This window comes from Sphingobium sp. BHU LFT2 (assembly GCF_018604485.1).
Lineage (GTDB): Bacteria > Pseudomonadota > Alphaproteobacteria > Sphingomonadales > Sphingomonadaceae > Sphingobium > Sphingobium yanoikuyae_A.
The window spans coordinates 304,695-321,709 of the sequence record NZ_JAFCGW010000002.1; the positions used below are offsets into that span (position 1 = coordinate 304,695).

At 65.1% G+C, this 17,015-nt stretch carries 16 protein-coding genes; 6 read left to right on the plus strand and 10 right to left on the minus strand.

Annotated features, from left to right (window positions below; genetic code table 11):
- The first annotated feature begins 131 nt into the window (after positions 1–131).
- Positions 132–1,163 carry an SPOR domain-containing protein gene (locus tag JQK15_RS06625; RefSeq protein ID WP_214864365.1) on the plus strand — a complete coding sequence of 344 codons (1,032 nt, stop codon included), beginning with the start codon at positions 132–134 and terminating at the stop codon, positions 1,161–1,163.
- 18 nt (positions 1,164–1,181) lie between these two features.
- Here the strand turns inward: JQK15_RS06625 and gcvA are convergent, their stop codons facing one another.
- Entirely contained in the window at positions 1,182–2,081 is a 900-nt protein-coding gene (gene gcvA, locus JQK15_RS06630; protein ID WP_069337259.1) for a transcriptional regulator GcvA, read from the minus strand.
- A gap of 88 nt (positions 2,082–2,169) precedes the next feature.
- On the opposite strand from gcvA, the gene JQK15_RS06635 reads away from it, so the two are divergent.
- Positions 2,170–3,186, plus strand: a complete 1,017-nt coding sequence (locus JQK15_RS06635; protein ID WP_214864367.1) for a DUF1338 domain-containing protein — start codon at positions 2,170–2,172, stop codon at positions 3,184–3,186.
- Between the two features lie 52 nt (positions 3,187–3,238).
- On the plus strand, positions 3,239–4,108 hold the full coding sequence (purU, locus tag JQK15_RS06640; protein WP_017500643.1) for a formyltetrahydrofolate deformylase: 870 nt from the start codon (positions 3,239–3,241) through the stop codon (positions 4,106–4,108).
- Between the two features lie 164 nt (positions 4,109–4,272).
- On the opposite strand, the gene JQK15_RS06645 is transcribed toward purU, so the two are convergent.
- From JQK15_RS06645 to JQK15_RS06680, 8 genes are all read right to left on the minus strand, one after another.
- Positions 4,273–4,425 carry a hypothetical protein gene (locus JQK15_RS06645; RefSeq protein ID WP_010338958.1) on the minus strand — a complete coding sequence of 51 codons (153 nt, stop codon included), beginning with the start codon at positions 4,423–4,425 and terminating at the stop codon, positions 4,273–4,275.
- 208 nt (positions 4,426–4,633) lie between these two features.
- The gene (gene fghA / locus JQK15_RS06650) at positions 4,634–5,470 is read right to left on the minus strand and encodes an S-formylglutathione hydrolase (RefSeq protein ID WP_214864369.1); all 837 of its coding nucleotides are present in this window, start codon (positions 5,468–5,470) and stop codon (positions 4,634–4,636) included.
- A gap of 14 nt (positions 5,471–5,484) precedes the next feature.
- The gene (locus tag JQK15_RS06655) at positions 5,485–5,865 is read right to left on the minus strand and encodes a VOC family protein (RefSeq protein ID WP_214864371.1); all 381 of its coding nucleotides are present in this window, start codon (positions 5,863–5,865) and stop codon (positions 5,485–5,487) included.
- A gap of 26 nt (positions 5,866–5,891) precedes the next feature.
- Positions 5,892–7,004, minus strand: a complete 1,113-nt coding sequence (locus JQK15_RS06660) for an S-(hydroxymethyl)glutathione dehydrogenase/class III alcohol dehydrogenase (RefSeq protein ID WP_007712058.1) — start codon at positions 7,002–7,004, stop codon at positions 5,892–5,894.
- Between the two features lie 518 nt (positions 7,005–7,522).
- On the minus strand, positions 7,523–7,738 hold the full coding sequence (locus tag JQK15_RS06665; RefSeq protein WP_048936921.1) for a DUF2093 domain-containing protein: 216 nt from the start codon (positions 7,736–7,738) through the stop codon (positions 7,523–7,525).
- Positions 7,738–9,141 carry an NAD(P)H-dependent flavin oxidoreductase gene (locus JQK15_RS06670; protein ID WP_004212237.1) on the minus strand — a complete coding sequence of 468 codons (1,404 nt, stop codon included), beginning with the start codon at positions 9,139–9,141 and terminating at the stop codon, positions 7,738–7,740. The genes JQK15_RS06665 and JQK15_RS06670 overlap by 1 nt, the downstream gene beginning before the upstream one ends.
- A 93-nt stretch (positions 9,142–9,234) precedes the next feature.
- Positions 9,235–10,368: a glycosyltransferase gene (locus JQK15_RS06675; RefSeq protein ID WP_214864547.1), complete on the minus strand. Its 1,134-nt coding sequence runs from the start codon at positions 10,366–10,368 to the stop codon at positions 9,235–9,237.
- Positions 10,369–10,381: 13 nt separating this feature from the next.
- Complete coding sequence (locus JQK15_RS06680) at positions 10,382–11,251, minus strand: alpha/beta fold hydrolase (protein WP_214864373.1); 870 nt, start codon at positions 11,249–11,251, stop codon at positions 10,382–10,384.
- Positions 11,252–11,288: 37 nt separating this feature from the next.
- Between JQK15_RS06680 and JQK15_RS06685 the strand changes: the two genes are divergently transcribed.
- Positions 11,289–12,686, plus strand: coding sequence for a protein adenylyltransferase SelO family protein (locus JQK15_RS06685; protein ID WP_214864375.1), 1,398 nt, complete (start codon positions 11,289–11,291; stop codon positions 12,684–12,686).
- A gap of 1,407 nt (positions 12,687–14,093) precedes the next feature.
- On the opposite strand, the gene JQK15_RS06690 is transcribed toward JQK15_RS06685, so the two are convergent.
- Positions 14,094–14,342, minus strand: coding sequence for a hypothetical protein (locus tag JQK15_RS06690; RefSeq protein ID WP_214864377.1), 249 nt, complete (start codon positions 14,340–14,342; stop codon positions 14,094–14,096).
- A gap of 281 nt (positions 14,343–14,623) precedes the next feature.
- Here JQK15_RS06690 and JQK15_RS06695 point away from each other — a divergent pair, with 281 nt between their 5' ends.
- Together JQK15_RS06695 and astD are read left to right on the plus strand one after the other, a co-directional pair.
- Positions 14,624–15,274: an RBBP9/YdeN family alpha/beta hydrolase gene (locus tag JQK15_RS06695; protein ID WP_026109459.1), complete on the plus strand. Its 651-nt coding sequence runs from the start codon at positions 14,624–14,626 to the stop codon at positions 15,272–15,274.
- Positions 15,275–15,520: 246 nt separating this feature from the next.
- Positions 15,521–16,954: a succinylglutamate-semialdehyde dehydrogenase gene (gene astD / locus JQK15_RS06700; RefSeq protein WP_125996973.1), complete on the plus strand. Its 1,434-nt coding sequence runs from the start codon at positions 15,521–15,523 to the stop codon at positions 16,952–16,954.
- Positions 16,955–17,015 lie beyond the last annotated feature (61 nt).

Sequence of the window (17,015 nt, forward strand, 5' to 3'; positions counted from 1 at the left end):
AATTCGGTTAACTGGTCTGGCAACCTTGTTGAGGATCACCTATCCCCGGTTTCACATCATGGATCCGGCAATGCTAAGAAGACGTTAACCTTGTTTGACGATAGTGCCGGACGAATATTCCGGTCTGGAGCATGGATATGAAGCCTATCTGGGGAGCCGTTGCGTTCGGCACGCTATTGACGGCCGCCTTGCCGGCGCTTGCCGATGTGAAGGCCGGCGTCGATGCCTGGCAGCAGGGCGATTATGCCAAGGCGATCGCCGAATGGCGCCCGCTCGCCAATGCCGGCGATCCCGATGCGCAGTTCAATCTGGGTCAGGCCTACAAGCTTGGCCGCGGCGTTCCGGCCGATCTCAGCAGTGCGGTCGACTGGTATCGCAAGGCGACGGCGCAGGGCCATGCGCGGGCCGAAGATAATCTGGGCCTGCTGATGTTCCAGCAAGGCGATCGCGCCGGGGCCATGCCCTATCTGCAGCATGCCGCCGCCCGCGGCGAAACCCGCGCGCAATATATTGTCGGCACCGCCCTGTTCAACGGCGACATGATCGGCAAGGACTGGGTCCGCGCCTATGCGATGATGACCCGCGCCTCCGCCTCCGGCCTGCCACAGGCGACCACCAGCCTGCAGCAGATGGACAAATATATCCCCGCCGACCAGCGCAAGCAGGGCCTTGCCCTGGCCTCGTCGATGGAGGCGCAGGAAAAGAGCCTGGCCAGCGCCAGCCTGACCCTGCCGGCGACAGCGGCACAGCCCCGCCCGGCTTCTCCCGCCCCGGCACCAGCAAAGCCAGCTCCCGCACCCATGACCCAGGTCGCGGTTGCCAAGCCGCAGCCGGTCGCGCCCAAGCCGGCACCGGAGGCAGCAAAACCGGCGCCCTCCAAGCCCACGCCACCCAAGCCCGCGCCGTCCAGGATGCCGGCACCGGCTGCCGGCGGCGACTGGCGCGTCCAGCTTGGCGCGTTCGGCGACGAAGGCCGCGCCCGTGCGTTGTGGAGCCAGTTGACCCGCAAGGTCAGCGGCCTCTCCGGCTATCAACCCTATCTGGTCAAGGCCGGCAGCATCACCCGCCTTCAGGCCGGACCGATCGCCACCAGCGCCGACGCCTCGCGCCTGTGCAGCAGCATCAAGGCCGCCGGCGCGGACTGCATGCCGAAGAAGAACTAGGCACCCGAGCGCGGGCGCCTAATCCGCGCCCGCACTCGCCAGCATCCAGGCGCGGAACCGTGCCAGTCCCGGATGGCCACCAAGCCCCGTGGGATAGACCAGATAATAGGCCTGCTCGCTCGACAAGGGGCGATCGAACGGGATGACCAAGCTGCCCGCCTCCAGCTCCGGTTGGATCAGGAAGCTGGGGATCAGCGCCACGCCCGCCCCCGCCACCACCGCCTGCGCCAGCATCAGGAAATGCTCGAACGCCGGCCCCGGCGGCAACGGCCCGGCCTCGACGCCCGCTGCCGCGAACCAGCGCGCCCAGGCGTCCCGCCGCGAACTCTGGCTCAGCAGCGGCTTGCCCAGCAGATCGGCCGGCGACCGCAGCACATTGGCCGCCAGCCAGTCCGGCGCGCAGACCGGCACCATCTGTTCGCGAAACAGATAATCCTGCGCCACGCCGGGCCATTCCTCCGGCAGGCCATAATGGATCGCCGCGTCAAACTCCTCCTGCGCGAAATCAAACGGGTCGGATCGCGACGCGAAATCCACCACCAGATCGGGATGCAGGGCACTGAGGCCCGGCAGGCGCGGCGCCAGCCAGCGCATGCCGAAACTGGGCAGGGTCGCGATCCGCAGAGCCCCCTGCGCCCGCCGCGCCGCCACCCGCCGGGTCGCCCGCCGGATCCTATCGAGCGCCGGACGGATCTCCTCGGCATAGGCCTGCCCCGCCTCGTTCAGTTGCACCCGCCGCCCGACCCGGTCGAACAAAGGCGTCTGCAACCAATCCTCCAGCAGCGCGATCTGGCGGCTGACCGCGCTCTGGGTCAGCCCCACCTCCACCCCGGCGCGCGAGAAGCTGCCATGGGTCGCGGCCGCATCGAAACTGTTGAGCGCGCTCATCGGCGGCAGCCATTTGCGCGCCCTATCCATTCCCGTTCCGCATCAAGTGATGACAGCTCCCTATTTGCGCGACCCACCCTATCCTGCGATAAGGGCGCTGTCATCGTGGAGCGTTCTTATGTCGTCGCAGAATGAAGGAAGCATCGTCGCCCTGGTCCAGTCGGTGCTGGGCGAAGACGTCGGCAAGGCCGCACTGGACGCATTGGCGATCGATCCCGCGCTGCTGGCGCAAAGCGGCCCGACCGTCAGCCGCGCCGCCTTTGCCATGGCGATGAACGTCATCCTGTTCCACGACCTGCTCGAACGGGTGCCGAGCGGCGCGGCCTATGTCGCCGACACGCTGGCGCGCGGCGGCCGGGTGATGTTCGACCATGGCGCGCTGCGCACCATCCGCTTTGCCGAGGGGCCGACCGGCACCCTGCCCGCTGGCGAGGATGCCTTCACCCGCATCTTCCTGCCCTTGGGCTACCGCATGGCCGCCCTCTATCCGCTTGATCGCCTCAAGATGACCGGCCGCGCCTATGTCCATGTCGACGCGCCCGAGACGATCCCGCAATTCTTCCTGTCCGAACTGCACGTCGACCGGTTCGATCCAGAATTTGGCGAAGCGGCGACCCGCATCTTCGGCACCTCGCGCGATCCGCTCGATGCCCCGACCATCGCCCTGCTCGACCGCTATGCCGCCGGTGAGCCAGTCAGCTTCGATGATGCCGCCGCTGCTCTGCCCGTCATCGTCTCGGCCTTCGACCGCCAGCATGAACCGCCGGCCTTTGCCGATTATGAGCTGCTGCTCTCCCGCTCCAACGAAGCCGCCTGGATCGCGACCGAGGGCAATGCCTTCAACCATGCGACCGACCGCGTGCCCGATGTCGCGGCGCTGGCCGATCGCCTCAAGGCGGAAGACCGGCCGATGAAGCCCAAGCTCGAAATCTCCGCCACCGGCCGCGTCCGCCAGACCGCCTTCCGTGCCGACAGCGTCGAGCGCCTCTTTGCCGACCGCGATCTGCGCAGCGTCCCCGGCTCCTTCTACGAATTCATCAGCCGCGATATCGACCCGGATACCGGCCGGCTGGACCTCGCCTTCGACACCGGCAATGCCACCGGCATCTTCGCCATGACCAGCGCCAAGGCTTGATCGCAGCCCCGGCTTGGGGCAACGCCTCGGCAGAATTGCTGGGAGCCGCAGAGTGAACGACAAGACCATCCCGTCCTGGATCCTGACCCTGGTCTGCGCCGACCGCGTCGGCATCGTCGCGGCGGTCAGCCAGTTCCTCGCCGAACGGGGCGGCTTCATCACCGACAGCCAGCAATATGCCGACCGCGAGGCCGGCCTCTTCTTCATGCGCGTCGCGTTCGAGGCGACCGATACCGGCATGCGCTTCGACACTGCCGGCCTGCGCGACGAATTTGCCGACATCGGCACCCGCTTCGCCATGGACTGGCGCCTGACCGAAGCGGCCGAACGCCCGCGCATGCTGATCGCCGTGTCGAAGGGGTCGCACTGCCTCGCCGACCTGCTTCATCGCTGGCAGACCGGCACGCTGGCGGTCGACATCATGGGGGTGGTGTCCAACCATCCCGACATGCGCCGCATCACCGAATGGCACGGCATCCCCTATCATGAGCTGCCGCCCAATGGCGACAAGGCCGCGCAGGAGGCCGCCCTGCTCGACCTGTTCGATCGCAGCCGGTCGGAATATCTGATCCTCGCCCGCTATATGCAGGTGCTGTCGGAAAATCTGGTCGATCGGCTGGCGGGGCGCTGCGTCAACATCCATCACAGCTTCCTGCCCGGCTTCAAGGGCGCCCGCCCCTATCACCGCGCCCATGAACGCGGCGTCAAGCTGATCGGCGCGACCGCCCATTTCGTCACCGCAGACCTCGACGAAGGCCCGATCATCGAGCAGGCGGTCGAGCGCGTCGACCATCGCGCCACCGCCGACGACATGATCCGCATCGGCCGCGATATCGAGGCTCAGGTGCTGGCCCGCGCCGTCGGCTGGCTCGCCGACCGGCGCGTGCTGCGCAATGGCGGCAAGACGGTGGTGTTCCGCTAGAAAGGCCGAGCGCTCCCCTCTTTGGCCTGACGTCATCCCGGACTTGATCCGGGATCCATTCCGCGCTCGCTTTCGAGCATAGCGCAGAATGGATCCTGACTTTCGTCAGGATGACGGCGGGGAATGCGGTTCTGGAAAGCAAAGAGGCCGCTCGGTTCGAGCCCCTACAGCCCCAGCCGCGCCCAGAAATCGCCCGGCGCCAGCACGGCCTCAGCGCTGCGATTGCGCTCGACGCGCGACCAGCTGCTATGGGGAATATGGATTTGCGGGGTCTGGTCCTGTCGCTGCTGGCGGACACGGGCTTGCTTATGGGTCATCGTCTTCTCCTTGTGCGGGAGGAACACGAAACCGGGCGTTGTCGCTTGGGTACCGTGCGCTTTAGCCGTTGGTGACGCGGAGCAAGCTGACATCCTTCAAAAGCCGCGGAGCGAAACGCTCGGCACTCTATCTACCTATCAAATAGAGAAAGGCAAAATAGCTTATCTTGTGCCGCGACCATCCGGGCTTTGCCCGGACGGCCCACGATCAACCCAGCCGCGCGGCGTGCCAGCGCAGATGATCGTCCATGAAGCTGGAAATGAAATAATAGCTATGATCATAGCCGTCGCGCAGATGGAGCGTCAGGTCGATGCCCGCCGCGTCGCAGGCCGTGCGCAGCAATTCAGGGCGCAACTGTTCCTCCAGGAAGCTGTCTCCCGCGCCCTGGTCGACCAGCAGCGCATCGGTCCGCGCCCCATCCTCGATCAGCGCGACCGCATCATGCTTGCGCCACGCCGCCCGGTCCTCGCCCAGATAGCCGCCCAGCGCCTTCTCGCCCCAGGGCACCTGCCCCGGCGCCACGATCGGCGCGAAGGCGGAGACCGCACGATAGCGCTCGGGATAGGTCAGCCCGACGGTCAGCGCGCCATGGCCGCCCATGCTGTGCCCCATGATCGACTGGCGATCCATGTCGGCGGGAAACTGGTCTGCGATCAACGCCGGCAATTCCTGCGTCACATAGGACCACATGCGATAATGGGCGGCATAGGGCGCCTGCGTCGCATCGACATAGAAACCCGCGCCCAGGCCAAAGTCCCAGGCGCCGTCCGGATCGTCGGCCACGCCCTCGCCCCGCGGCGAAGTATCGGGCGCGACGAAGATCAGCCCCAGTTCCGCGCAGGCCCGGCGAAACTCGCCCTTTTCCGTCACATTGGCATGGGTGCAGGTAAGGCCGGACAGATACCAGACCACCGGCAGCTTCGCGCCCGGCGCATGCGGCGGCACGAAGACGGAGAAGGTCATCTCCGTCCCCGTCTCGCGCGAGGCGTGGCGATAGACGCCCTGGACGCCGCCAAAGGCCCTGTTGGTCGAAACCGTTTCCACCTGTATTTCCTTCCTCAGCCGATCCGATGCAGGCCGCACAGCTTGTTGCCGGCGGGATCGCGCAGATAGGCGAGATAGAGCTTGCCGAAGCCGCCCTCGCGCACGCCCGGCGGATCTTCGCAACCCGTGCCGCCCGCCGCGACCCCAGCCGCATGCCAGGCATCGGCCTGCTCGGTCGATGTCATGCGGAAACCGATCGTGCCGCCATTGGCGTGGCAGGCCGGCTCCCCGTCGATCGGTTTTGTGACCATGAACAGCGCGCCGTCATGCATGTAGATCAGCCGCCCCTTGTCGTCCTGCATCGCCGGCTTGCCGCCGACCGCACCGAACAGCGCGTCATAAAAGGCGCGCGAAGCGTCGAGATCATTCGATCCCACCATCACATGGCTGAACATGGTCACTCTCCTGTTGAATTATCGCTTCAGAAGACGACGACGCTGCGGATGCTCTCGCCCGCATGCATCAGGTCGAACCCCTTGTTGATGTCCTCCAGCCCCATGACATGGGTGATCATCGGGTCGATCTCGATCTTGCCGGTCATATACATGTCGACGATCTTGGGCACGTCGGTGCGGCCCTTGGCGCCGCCAAAGGCCGTGCCGCGCCAGTTGCGGCCCGTGACCAGCTGGAACGGACGGGTGCTGATTTCCTTGCCGGCCTCCGCCACGCCGATGATGATGCTGGTGCCCCAGCCGCGATGGCAGGCTTCCAGCGCAACGCGCATCACTTCGGTATTGCCGGTGGCGTCGAACGTGTAGTCCGCGCCGCCATCGGTCATCGCGACGATCGCGGCGACCACCTCCTCGCGGCTCATCCCCTTTGAGTTGAGGAACTCGGTCATGCCGAACCTGCGGCCCCATTCCTCGCGATCGGGATTGATGTCGACGCCGATGATCTTGTTCGCGCCAGCCAGGCGCGCGCCCTGGATGACGTTGAGGCCAATGCCGCCCAGGCCGAAGATCACGACATTGTCGCCCACCTGCACCTTGGCGGTGTTGATCACTGCGCCCACGCCCGTGGTCACCCCACAGCCGATATAGCAGCTGCTCTGGAACGGCGCGTCCTCGCGGATCTTGGCCAGCGCGATCTCGGGCAGGACCGTGAAGTTGGAGAAGGTCGAGCAGCCCATATAATGGAAGATCGGCTGGCCCTTGTAGGAAAAGCGGGTCGTGCCGTCGGGCATCAGCCCCTTGCCCTGGGTCGCGCGGATCGCGGTGCAGAGGTTCGTCTTGCCGCTCAGGCACGACTTACACTGGCGGCATTCGGGGGTGTAGAGCGGGATGACATGGTCGCCCGGCACCAGGCTGGTGACGCCAGCACCCACTTCTCGGACAATACCCGCGCCTTCATGACCCAGGATCGACGGGAAGATGCCCTCGCTGTCGAACCCGTCCAGCGTATAGGCGTCGGTATGGCAGATGCCTGTCGCCATGATCTCGACCAGGACTTCGCCCGCCTTGGGGCCTTCCAGATCGACTTCGACGATTTCGAGGGGCTTCTTCGCTTCGAAGGCGACGGCGGCGCGGGTTTTCACGACGGGCAACTCCCATGACTAGCGTGAACGGACGCCCCGAGGACGCCCTGTTAAAAGCATTCCCGGCGTTCATATCGGTTCCGGCAGCAATTGCCAGCCGATACCGCTGTCAAAAGGAGAGGAAAATCCAGCAGGATCCGAAAAAAACAAAGCGCATCCAGCGACTTGCATCGCCAAATAGATCGCCCTGCCTTTCCCGGTCGCGCCCTGTTTAGAAGGACACGTTGTAAATGAACCAGCCCAGGATCAGCAGGCTGCTCACCAGACAGATACGATCGCCGAAGACATCAATTCGAGACATCTGACACATCCTTCACCCAAAAGACGATCTGCGCCGCCTGTTGAGGAAGAATACATCAGATAAATGGACGTGGGAACAGCAATCTCACGACAAAACGTGCCGCCAGGGCGATGAATGGAAATCGCAACATCTTGAAATTTTCGCTGCAGCGCACAGCGATCATTCAACTAATAGAACGATGCCAAAAAGCCGAATAGTGGCAGGCACTTACCGCGGTTCAGCGAAATGCTGCACCGCGGTGGCGCAGGAAGGAGGCGGTCGCCTCCTCCGGGCCACGATAGGCTTCCTGAAACTCGGCGCTCCAATATTTCAGGTCGTCGAGGTCGATTCGCGCGCCCGATACGGCGCAGAGCACGAACTGCCCCGGCCGTACCACGTCGAAATGCGGCGTGTCATATTGCAGCACCGCCAGCCCCTGAATATCCGCCGCCATCAGTCGCCGGTCAGGATGCGGTCGACCAGCTGCTTCACGGTCGGCACGAACCCGTTCGAATAGAAGGGATCCTGCTTGAAGCGATAGGCGGCATGGCCGGCGAACAGCAGATTCTTGTCCAGGTCGCCACCATGGACCGATTCCTGCAGCGACTTCTGGATGCAGAAGCTGCGCGGATCGGCCAGGCGACCGGTGGAGTTGGTCTCGCTGTCCATCCAGCTGGAGAAGCTGCACTGCGACAGGCAGCCCATGCAGTCGGTCTGGTCCTTGCGGATTTCCGCCTTCTCTTCCTCGGTCACGAAGACGAGCGTGTTGTCCGGCGTCTTGAGCGCGGAGGTGAAGCCCTGGCCCACCCATTCGCGCGCGCGCAGCAGGTCGCCTACCGTCACCCAGAAATTCTTGCCCTTCACGCCCGCGTCGAGCTGATGGGTATGGTCGCCCGCCTGCTCGGTGCTGAACGGGATCTGGCGGTCCGACCGCGCCTCCAGCGAGCGCAGGAAGGGATTGCGGATCGCCGAGCTGTAGAAGCCGGTGGGCGAGAATTTGTGCAGCAGCACGTCGCCCGGTTCCAGCTGCATCAGCCGGTCCTTCCAATCCTGCGGGATCGGGCTTTCCTGGGTCAGCAGCGGACGGGTGCCGAACTGGAACATGATCGCGCCCAGCTCGGGATTGTCGATCCAGTCGTTCCAGTCCTTGAGCGCCCAGACGCCGCCGGCCATGACGATCGGCACGTCGTCGGAAATGCCGCCTTCGCGCATCGTGGCGCGCAGGTCGCGCACGCGCGGATAGGGATCCTGCGGCGCGCGCGGATCTTCCGCGTTCGACAGGCCGTTGTGGCCGCCGGCCAGCCAGGGATCTTCATAGACCACCGCGCCCAGCCATTCCGATGCCTTGGAATAAGCGCGCTTCCACAGCGCGCGGAAGGCCCGGCCCGACGACACGATCGGCAGATAGCTGACATTGTAGGAGGCAGCGATTTCGCTGAGCTTGTAGGGCATGCCCGCGCCACAGGTGACGCCGGCGACCATGCCCTTGGTCTTTTCCAGCACGCCGTGCAGCACGCGCTGCGCACCGCCCATTTCCCACAGCACGTTGATGTTGATCGCGCCCTTGCCGCCGGCAATCTCATAGGCGCGCTTCACCTGCTCGACGGCACCGTCGATGGCATAGGCGATCAGTTCCTCATGGCGGTCGCGGCGGGTGCGGCCATGATAGATTTGCGGGATGATATTGCCCATGGAGTCATAGCTGTCGGCATTGACCGCAGATACCGTGCCGATGCCCCCGGCAGCCGCCCAGGCGCCCGAACTGGCATGGTTGGAAACAGCAACACCCTTGCCACCTTCGACCAGCGGCCAGACTTCACGGCCACCATAGACGATGGGTTTCAAACCCTTGAACAACGACTTCTCCCGCGAAATGAACCGGCCTCCCCAGACCGGTTGAAATGTCGTCCTATAACAGTTTTTGTCAGGGATGACGAACTGTAGGGCGCCCTAGCGCAAAATGTGGGGGCTGGCCAGAGCCTCGCCATATAATGCGGCATAGGCGTCGACCATGGTCTTTTCGTCATAATCGCGCTGCGCCCGCGCCCGGTTGGCGGCGCCCAGCGCAGCGCGCAATTCGGGGTCGGCCGCCAGCTTCCCCAGCGCGTCCGCCAGCCCTTCCTCATCGGCTGCGACAAAGGGGCGGTTGGCCGGCGCGACCATATTGGCGACGTCGCCGACATCGGTCGACGCCACCGGCAGTCCGGCCGCCATCGCTTCCACCAGCGAGATCGGGAATTGCTCGCTGTCCGACGACAAAGCGAAAATGTCGAACAGTCCGACGAAGCGCCAGGGGTCGGTCATGAACCCGGCCAGGCAGATATCGTCCAGCCCCTGCACCGCCGCCTCGGCCAGGATCGCGTCGCGCTCCGGCCCCTCGCCCACCACCACCAGTTGCAGCCGCGCGCGATGGGCCGCCACCGCCCGCACCAGCCGGGGAATATTCTTGACCGCCCGCAACCCCGCCAGCGTGCCGACCAGCAGCTTGCCCGGATTGCGCACCAGCCCCGGTATCACATCCGGTGCCGGCGCCTGCGCATAGCGCGCCACATCGATGCCGTTGCGGATCAGATGCACCTTGCCGGCCGGCTGCTTCCACGCCTGATGCGCGATCCGCTCCAGCCGCGCCGAGGGCACGACCAGCGCCTGCGCCCGCCCCAGCGCCATGCGCCGATAGAGATTGCGCTGCGGCTTAAGCCCGGCCGCCTCATCGGCGTTGAAGCCATCCTCATGATGGATCAGCGGCGGCAGGCGCATCGACCGGGCGAACAGCCGGTGCGCCATCACCCCGTCCATCGCGCCCCAATTATAGCCCAGCACCAGGTCATAGCCGGACAGGAACTGCGCAATCGCGCGGAACCGCGCCAGCCCCGGCCGCCCGGCAAAGGGCGGCGCTTGGGGAAAATCGACCGGCACCTGCGGCTCGATCGCGCTGCGGGCACCGAGCGCCTCGGGCGCGGCGCTGACGATGCTGTGCCGCGCCTTGTCGCCCCAGATGTTCATCAGCCGGATCGCGCGGGCTTCCTTGCCGCCCAGCGTGAAGCTGCCATGGATATGCAGGATGCGCGGCGGGTCGCCCCGCATCACGCCGCCGCCATCAGCCACGCAGCACGCGTTCCAGCAAACGGTCGATCCCGGCCGCCGCCTCCGGCTCGTCCAGCGCCGGCGCATGGCCGACATCAGGCACGGTCACCAGTTCCGCGCTTGCCCCCACCTCGCGCGCCATCCGCTCCGCCGTCGGCGCGCTCAACAGGTCCGACCGGCCGCCACGCAGCAACAGGGTCGGGATGCCCTGAAACGCCGCCATCACCGGCCACATGTCGACACCGGCCTCGCCACCCGGCGCGCGCAGCGGCTCGGCGATGCGCATGTCATAGTCGAGCACGATCCGCCCGCCGCTGTTCAGTCGATAGAGCCGCTTGGCCATCGCCAGCCACTGCTCCAGCCGATAGGCCGGATAGACATCGCCATTGGCTTCCTCCAGCGCGCGGGCCGCATGGACCCAGCTGGGGTGCGACTGGCCCACGCCCACATAGCCGCGAATCCGGTCCAGCCCCGCCTCGTCCAGCGTCGGGCCGACATCGTTCAGCACCGCGCCCGCCAGCCATTCGCGATGGGTCGCGGCGATCAGCATCGTGATGATCCCGCCCAGCGACGTGCCGACCGCCACGAAGCGGCTGATCGCCAGGTCCGCCAGCAACCGGCCGATATCCTGCAAATAGGTGAGCGGCACATAGCTCATCGGATCCTTGGCATAGGCGCTTTCGGCGCGCCCCCGCATATCCGGGCAGATCACCCGCCACTCGCCCGCCAGCCGCTGCGCCAGCGGCTCGAAATCGCGCGCATTGCGGGTCAGTCCCGGCAGGCACAGCACGGGCGGCCGCCCGTCCTCGCCGCCCGCATAGTCGCGATAATGCAGCCGCAGTCCATCCGGGGACCACCAATATGCGTCACTATAGCCGGTCAAGCTTGATCCTTCCGCCCATGCTCCCCCATATCGCCGCATGGACAACAAGCCGCAAGCCGCCAATTACCACCCCGCCACGGAAATCACCGCGCTGATGCCCGACATCGCCGATCCGGTGCATGCTGCGGACTTTCCACAGACCCTGTTGCGCTTCCGCAATGACCGCGCAGCCGCATCGGTCGGCCTCGATCATCTGAGCGACGCCGAATGGATAGCCCATTTCGGCCGCTTCGCGCCCCTGCCCGACAACCTCCCCCAGCCGCTCGCCCTGCGTTACCATGGCCATCAGTTCCGCCATTATAATCCCGATATCGGCGACGGCCGCGGCTTCCTCTTCGCCCAGATGCGCGACGCGGACGGCCGCCTGCTCGACCTTGGCACCAAGGGATCGGGCCAGACCCCCTATAGCCGCTTCGGCGACGGGCGCCTGACACTCAAGGGCGGCGTGCGCGAGATTTTGGCGACCGAGATGCTGGAGGCGCTGGGCGTCAACACGTCAAAAACCTTCTCGATCATCGAGACCGGCGAAGCGCTGGAGCGCAATGACGAACCCTCGCCCACGCGCGGCGCGGCGATGGTCCGGCTCAGCCATTCGCACATCCGCATCGGCAGCTTCCAGCGCGCCGCCTATATCGAGGATAATGGGTTGCTCGAGCGGCTGACCGACTATGCCCTCACCCGCCTTTATGGGGAGCAACCCGGCGACAACCCGCCCGCCCAGCTGCTCGGCCGCGTGGTCGATCGCACCGCCGACCTTGCCGCCAGCTACATGGTCGCCGGCTTCGTCCATGGCGTGCTCAACAGCGACAATATCAATGTGACCGGCGAAAGCTTCGACTATGGCCCGTGGCGCTTCACGCCGCTCTGGGACGCGGGTTTCACTGCCGCCTATTTCGACCATGCCGGCCTCTATGCCTTCGCCCGCCAGGCCGAGGCGATCCATTGGGACGTGGCCCAGCTCGCCGTATCGCTGCGACCATTGACCGAAGCGCCGCCGCTGATCGAACAGCTCGAACGCTTCCCCGCCCTCTATGCCCAGGCGATGCAGCGCCGCTTCTGCTGGCGCCTCGGCGTCCAGCCAGACACGGACAGCGCCGCCATGACCGAAACCGCCGTGCGTGCGATGATGACCACCGCGACGCCGATCGATATCTTCTTCCACGACTGGCGCGGCGGCACGCCCCGCAATCCGGCGCGTTACAGCGAACCGATCTGGGCCGAACTGCGCGACACGCTGGCCGACCACCCGCCCATCCCTGGCGCCCGCGACCACGCCTATTGGTCGGACGAAGCCCCCTGCTCCATGCATATCGACGAGGTGGAAGCGATCTGGAGCGCGATCGACCAGTCCGACGACTGGTCCCCGCTCCACGCCAAGGTCACCGCCATCCGCCGCATGGGCGAGGCGCATGGGGCAGCGCCGGAACTGCCGTGAAAAGGGCCGAGGCCCGGCAAAGCGAGTGTCACCACACCTGATCGCGTGGCGGAATTCGGTGGGTTGCCGAATGTCTGCTTACCCTCTCCCGTTTGCGGGAGAGGGAGGGGCCCGCGCCGTAGGCGTGGGAGGGTGAGGGTCTTATGAAGCGAGCGCCCCTCATCCAACTTCGCCTAGCCGGCCTTGCCGGCAAGGCTTCGTATCCTTCTCCCGCTAGCGGGAGAAGGAATGTCCGTCGGTGGTCGATGCGCGACCGTCCAGTCTTTCTGGCCCATTCAGACTTCACCGCCCCCTTAGCCCCTCGGCAAACTGCACGAGCGTGCAGTCCCTATCCGACCTGCATGGCCCCATTACGTCCAAAAAGGCGGGCCAGCCTTTCCCGGTGGCGACGATGATGCTGCCACGCCCCTCCGCGACGCCAATGCGGGCCCTGGGGTCAATGCGGAGCTTGACGGCTGCGCGGCTGCCCTGATCCCTCTTTTGGGGATGATTGCCCTCGTAGATGCCGAACCTCTGGCCCATCCATGAGACATCATGGACGTTAAAATCTGGCCCTTCTTGGGTGCGGGTGATCTTAGCCCCATCGGGGAGGCAGAAATTCTCTGTGCATGGTCCTGCCGGTTCGCTTACGGCCGGTGTGCAGGCTTCCAATGCAATCACGATCAGCGGCAGGCAGCATATCCTCATGCAGTCATCGTGTCAGGCGCGGTAGACATGAGCAAGAGCAGCGCAGTCCGCCGCTCAGGCCGGTCGATACTTGCAGGGCAATGGGGCCGCTGACGGCAGCTTTGCGGAAAGCGCATCCCGCATCGGATTGGCTGAAAATGGCCATTCCCACCCTGTCCTATTCCGCCTTTCTCTGATCTACCCTTGGAAATGGATCAATCGCACGATCTTCACGCCATCTCGCGGTCGCTCCGCAACCGCCTGCTGGCGCATGGGCGTCGCTTCACTGTCGCCCCACTATCGCGTCACCGAGGCGTGGTAATGACCCGATTTCGATGCGCGTGTCGCTTCACAGGCGCGCCGTCGGCGCGTCGCAGGAGCATCACCGGTGCTTTTCCCCGAAATCAGCCTCACGACACTGTGAACTTCGACTGTCGCGTCGATTTCCGGTCGAGACCCGCCATCAATTTTCAGAAAGAATCCGGATCGGTCCGGCCAATTACCGCAGCTCGCAGCAGCGTAACACGGAAAAAGCGTCCCGCCTTTGCCCCGGAAGGCGGGACGGGACGCTCCATCGGTCGCAGGCCGCCCCGTGATAACCATGCGCGGGCCGCGTCCATCGAACCAACGGTATGGGCAAAGGGTCGTTCCTGGGTTGATCGCACCCCTGCCGCGATCCGTCGCAAAATCTGCCCCAACTGGGCAGCCTCCCGGCTTTCTCTCGCCGGGAGGCACTGCGCCTCAGCGCCGGGCAAGCTGGACGGCCGACTTGCGGCTGATGATCAGGCCCGCATCGGCCCAGTCCTGCCTGCTGCGGCAATCGACGCGCGGCACCAGCGTGCTGGGCTGCACTTCGCGGAAGCAGTAGCGGTCGGTCTTTTCTTCATAGCGGACCTTGGCGTTGCCAAACTTGCCTTCGGGCTGGGCGAAGGCGGGCGCAGCGGCAACGGTCATGGCGGCAGCGGCGGCGATGATGGCGATGGTCTTCATGAGCAAATTCCTTCCCTGAAATCTCGTTCCGCGACCCCGATCGGGTCGTGCCAGGAGCATTGCAGGGGCCGTGCCAATTTGCCGAAAGCCCAGAAAATCGGGCTTCAGTTCGCGCAGATCACATTTATCGTACGAAAATTACACCAACAGTCGGTAGAACATTTTTATATTTGGCATTTTTCGCGCAACGCAATCCACCGCAGCTTCGCCACGCATCAGCAAAGCTTTATTGTCAATCAAATCAGTAGTGATACTATCGCCCTATAGATTTGGAGGTGCAGATGACGATTCACACCCTGTCGGATGACCAGACCCCCACCATCCTGACCGTGCCCGGCCTGATGAACAGCGGTCCGGGCCATTGGCAAAGCCTTTGGGAAAAGGCGCTTCCCGACTGCCATCGGGTCGAACTGGGCAGCTGGGACGCGCCCCATCGCAATGCCTGGATCACCAATCTGGGCCATGCCATCGCCCAGGTAAACGGGCCGGTGATCCTGGCCGCGCACAGCCTTGGCTGCCATGCGGTCGCTTGGTGGGCAGCGTTCGAAACCGGACAGTTACGGGACAAGGTGGCCGGCGCCCTGCTGGTGGCGCCGCCGGAAGTGGACAGCGGCGCGGTCGATCGCCGCCTCGTCGGCTTCGGCCCCACGCCCAAGGGGCTGCTCCCCTTCCCCTCGATCGTCGTTGCCAGTCGCAACGATCCCTATATCGACTTTGCCAGCGCCCGGCGGCTCGCCCAATTCTGGGGGAGCCAGTTCGCCGACGCGGGCGAAAGCGGCCATATCAACGCCGCGTCGGATCTGGGCGAATGGAGCTTCGGCCAGTTCCTGCTCCACCGCCTGACCGATCGGACAGCGCCGGCCGATCTTGCCGCGGTTCGCAACGAAGAAGCCCGGCGCAGCGCCGAAATGTCGATCCGCTACGGCTTCTGATCACCGCCGTCAGGCCGCCGCGCTGTCCTATTCGACGGCAGGATGGTACAGGATCGATCCGGCATGGGCGCCCACCCCGGCCGGATCGACCCAGCATCATAAAATTTCCAACTTCGGTTCTTAAATGTCCAAATATGCGGGAAATATGGGAAGTTAAGCGGAACATTTCCTATTGGCCGAACGTAGAAGAGCGCCCTCCATGCCCCGCTCTTCCTTCGTTAACCATTTTCGGTCATATCCTGCACCATGTCCGCCGCGCTGACGTCCCATGAACCCGCGACCGGCGCCCTGCTATGGCAGGGCGAAAGCGGCGACGTGGACGACATCGTCGCCCGCGCCCGCTCCGGCTGGCCGCGCTGGGCCGCGCAGCCGGTCGCCTTCCGCATCGAGACGCTGCGCCGCTTCGTCAATGTCGTGCGCGCCCATGAGGAGGAACTGGCCGACCTGATCGCCCGCGAAACCGGAAAGCCGCTATGGGACGCCCGGACCGAGGTGACGGCGGTCATGGCCAAGATCGACACATCGGTCGCCGCCTATTCCGAACGCACCGGCCAGCGCCGGCTGGAGGCCAATCTGGGCGCCCGCCAGTCGGTGCGGCACAAGCCCCATGGCGTGATGGCGGTGCTTGGCCCCTATAATTTCCCGGCCCATCTGCCCAATGGCCACATCATCCCGGCGCTGCTGGCGGGCAATGCCGTCATCTTCAAGCCGTCGGAAAAGACCCCGGCGGTCGGCGAGATGCTGGTGCGCTTCTATCATGAGGCGGGCGTACCGACCGATGCCGTCCAGTTGCTGCTCGGCGGTGCGGAGGAAGGCAAGGCGCTGGCCGCCCATGCCGATGTCGCGGGCATATTGTTCACCGGATCGGCCCAGACCGGCATCGCCATCAACCGCCAGTTCGCCACCCAGCCGGGCAAGATCCTCGCGCTCGAGATGGGCGGCAACAATCCGCTGGTCGTCTGGGACACGCCGGAAATCGGCGCCGCCGCCGCGCTCGTCATCCAGTCCGCCTTCCTGTCGAGCGGCCAGCGCTGCACCGCCGCCAGCCGGCTGATCGTGCGCGACGCCATGGCCGACGCCCTGATCGCGGAGGTCAAGAAGCTTGCCGACCGGCTGATCGTCGATCACCCCCATGCCGATCCGCAGCCCTATATGGGGCCGGTCATCGACAATCCGACCGCCGATGGCCTGACCGAAAGCTTCCTCTATCTGATGAGCCATGGCGGCCGGCCGATCAAGCATATGGTCCGGCCGCAAAAGGGCCTGCCCTTCCTGACGCCCGCGATCATCGACGTGACCGCGATGCAGGAACGGCCCGATGTCGAACTGTTCGGCCCGCTGCTCCAGATCGTGCGCGTGCCCGATTTCGAAACCGCCATCGCCGAAGCCAATAGCAGCCGCTACGGCCTGTCCGCCTCGCTCGTCGGCGGCAGTCCCGAACAATATGCACAATTCTGGGGCAATGTCCGCGCCGGCGTGATCAACTGGAACCGGCCCACCAATGGCGCATCGGGCACCGCCCCGTTCGGCGGCGTCGGCGTATCCGGCAACCACCGCCCCAGCGCCTATTATGCCGCCGATTATTGCGCCTATCCGGTCGCCTCGGCCGAGATCGAACAGCCCCGCGCCACGATCGGGATCGGCCTCAAGGACATCGACGTCAGCGCCATGGGCGATTGACAACCCGGCTACTGGACAAAACTTTTCCTAAGCCCCTCCATATCCATTCTGAATTGAAACT

Bases quoted from the DNA above. Each gene is read 5' to 3' on its own strand.
- JQK15_RS06625 (WP_214864365.1), top strand. From the start codon at position 132: ATGGATATGAAGCCTATCTGGGGAGCCGTTGCGTTCGGCACGCTATTG.
- gcvA (WP_069337259.1), bottom strand. From the start codon at position 2,081: ATGGATAGGGCGCGCAAATGGCTGCCGCCGATGAGCGCGCTCAACAGT.
- JQK15_RS06635 (WP_214864367.1), top strand. From the start codon at position 2,170: ATGTCGTCGCAGAATGAAGGAAGCATCGTCGCCCTGGTCCAGTCGGTG.
- JQK15_RS06645 (WP_010338958.1), bottom strand. From the start codon at position 4,425: ATGACCCATAAGCAAGCCCGTGTCCGCCAGCAGCGACAGGACCAGACC.
- JQK15_RS06655 (WP_214864371.1), bottom strand. From the start codon at position 5,865: ATGTTCAGCCATGTGATGGTGGGATCGAATGATCTCGACGCTTCGCGC.
- JQK15_RS06665 (WP_048936921.1), bottom strand. From the start codon at position 7,738: ATGGCGGCGGATATTCAGGGGCTGGCGGTGCTGCAATATGACACGCCG.
- JQK15_RS06675 (WP_214864547.1), bottom strand. From the start codon at position 10,368: ATGCGGGGCGACCCGCCGCGCATCCTGCATATCCATGGCAGCTTCACG.
- JQK15_RS06685 (WP_214864375.1), top strand. From the start codon at position 11,289: ATGGACAACAAGCCGCAAGCCGCCAATTACCACCCCGCCACGGAAATC.
- JQK15_RS06690 (WP_214864377.1), bottom strand. From the start codon at position 14,342: ATGAAGACCATCGCCATCATCGCCGCCGCTGCCGCCATGACCGTTGCC.
- JQK15_RS06695 (WP_026109459.1), top strand. From the start codon at position 14,624: ATGACGATTCACACCCTGTCGGATGACCAGACCCCCACCATCCTGACC.
- astD (WP_125996973.1), top strand. From the start codon at position 15,521: ATGTCCGCCGCGCTGACGTCCCATGAACCCGCGACCGGCGCCCTGCTA.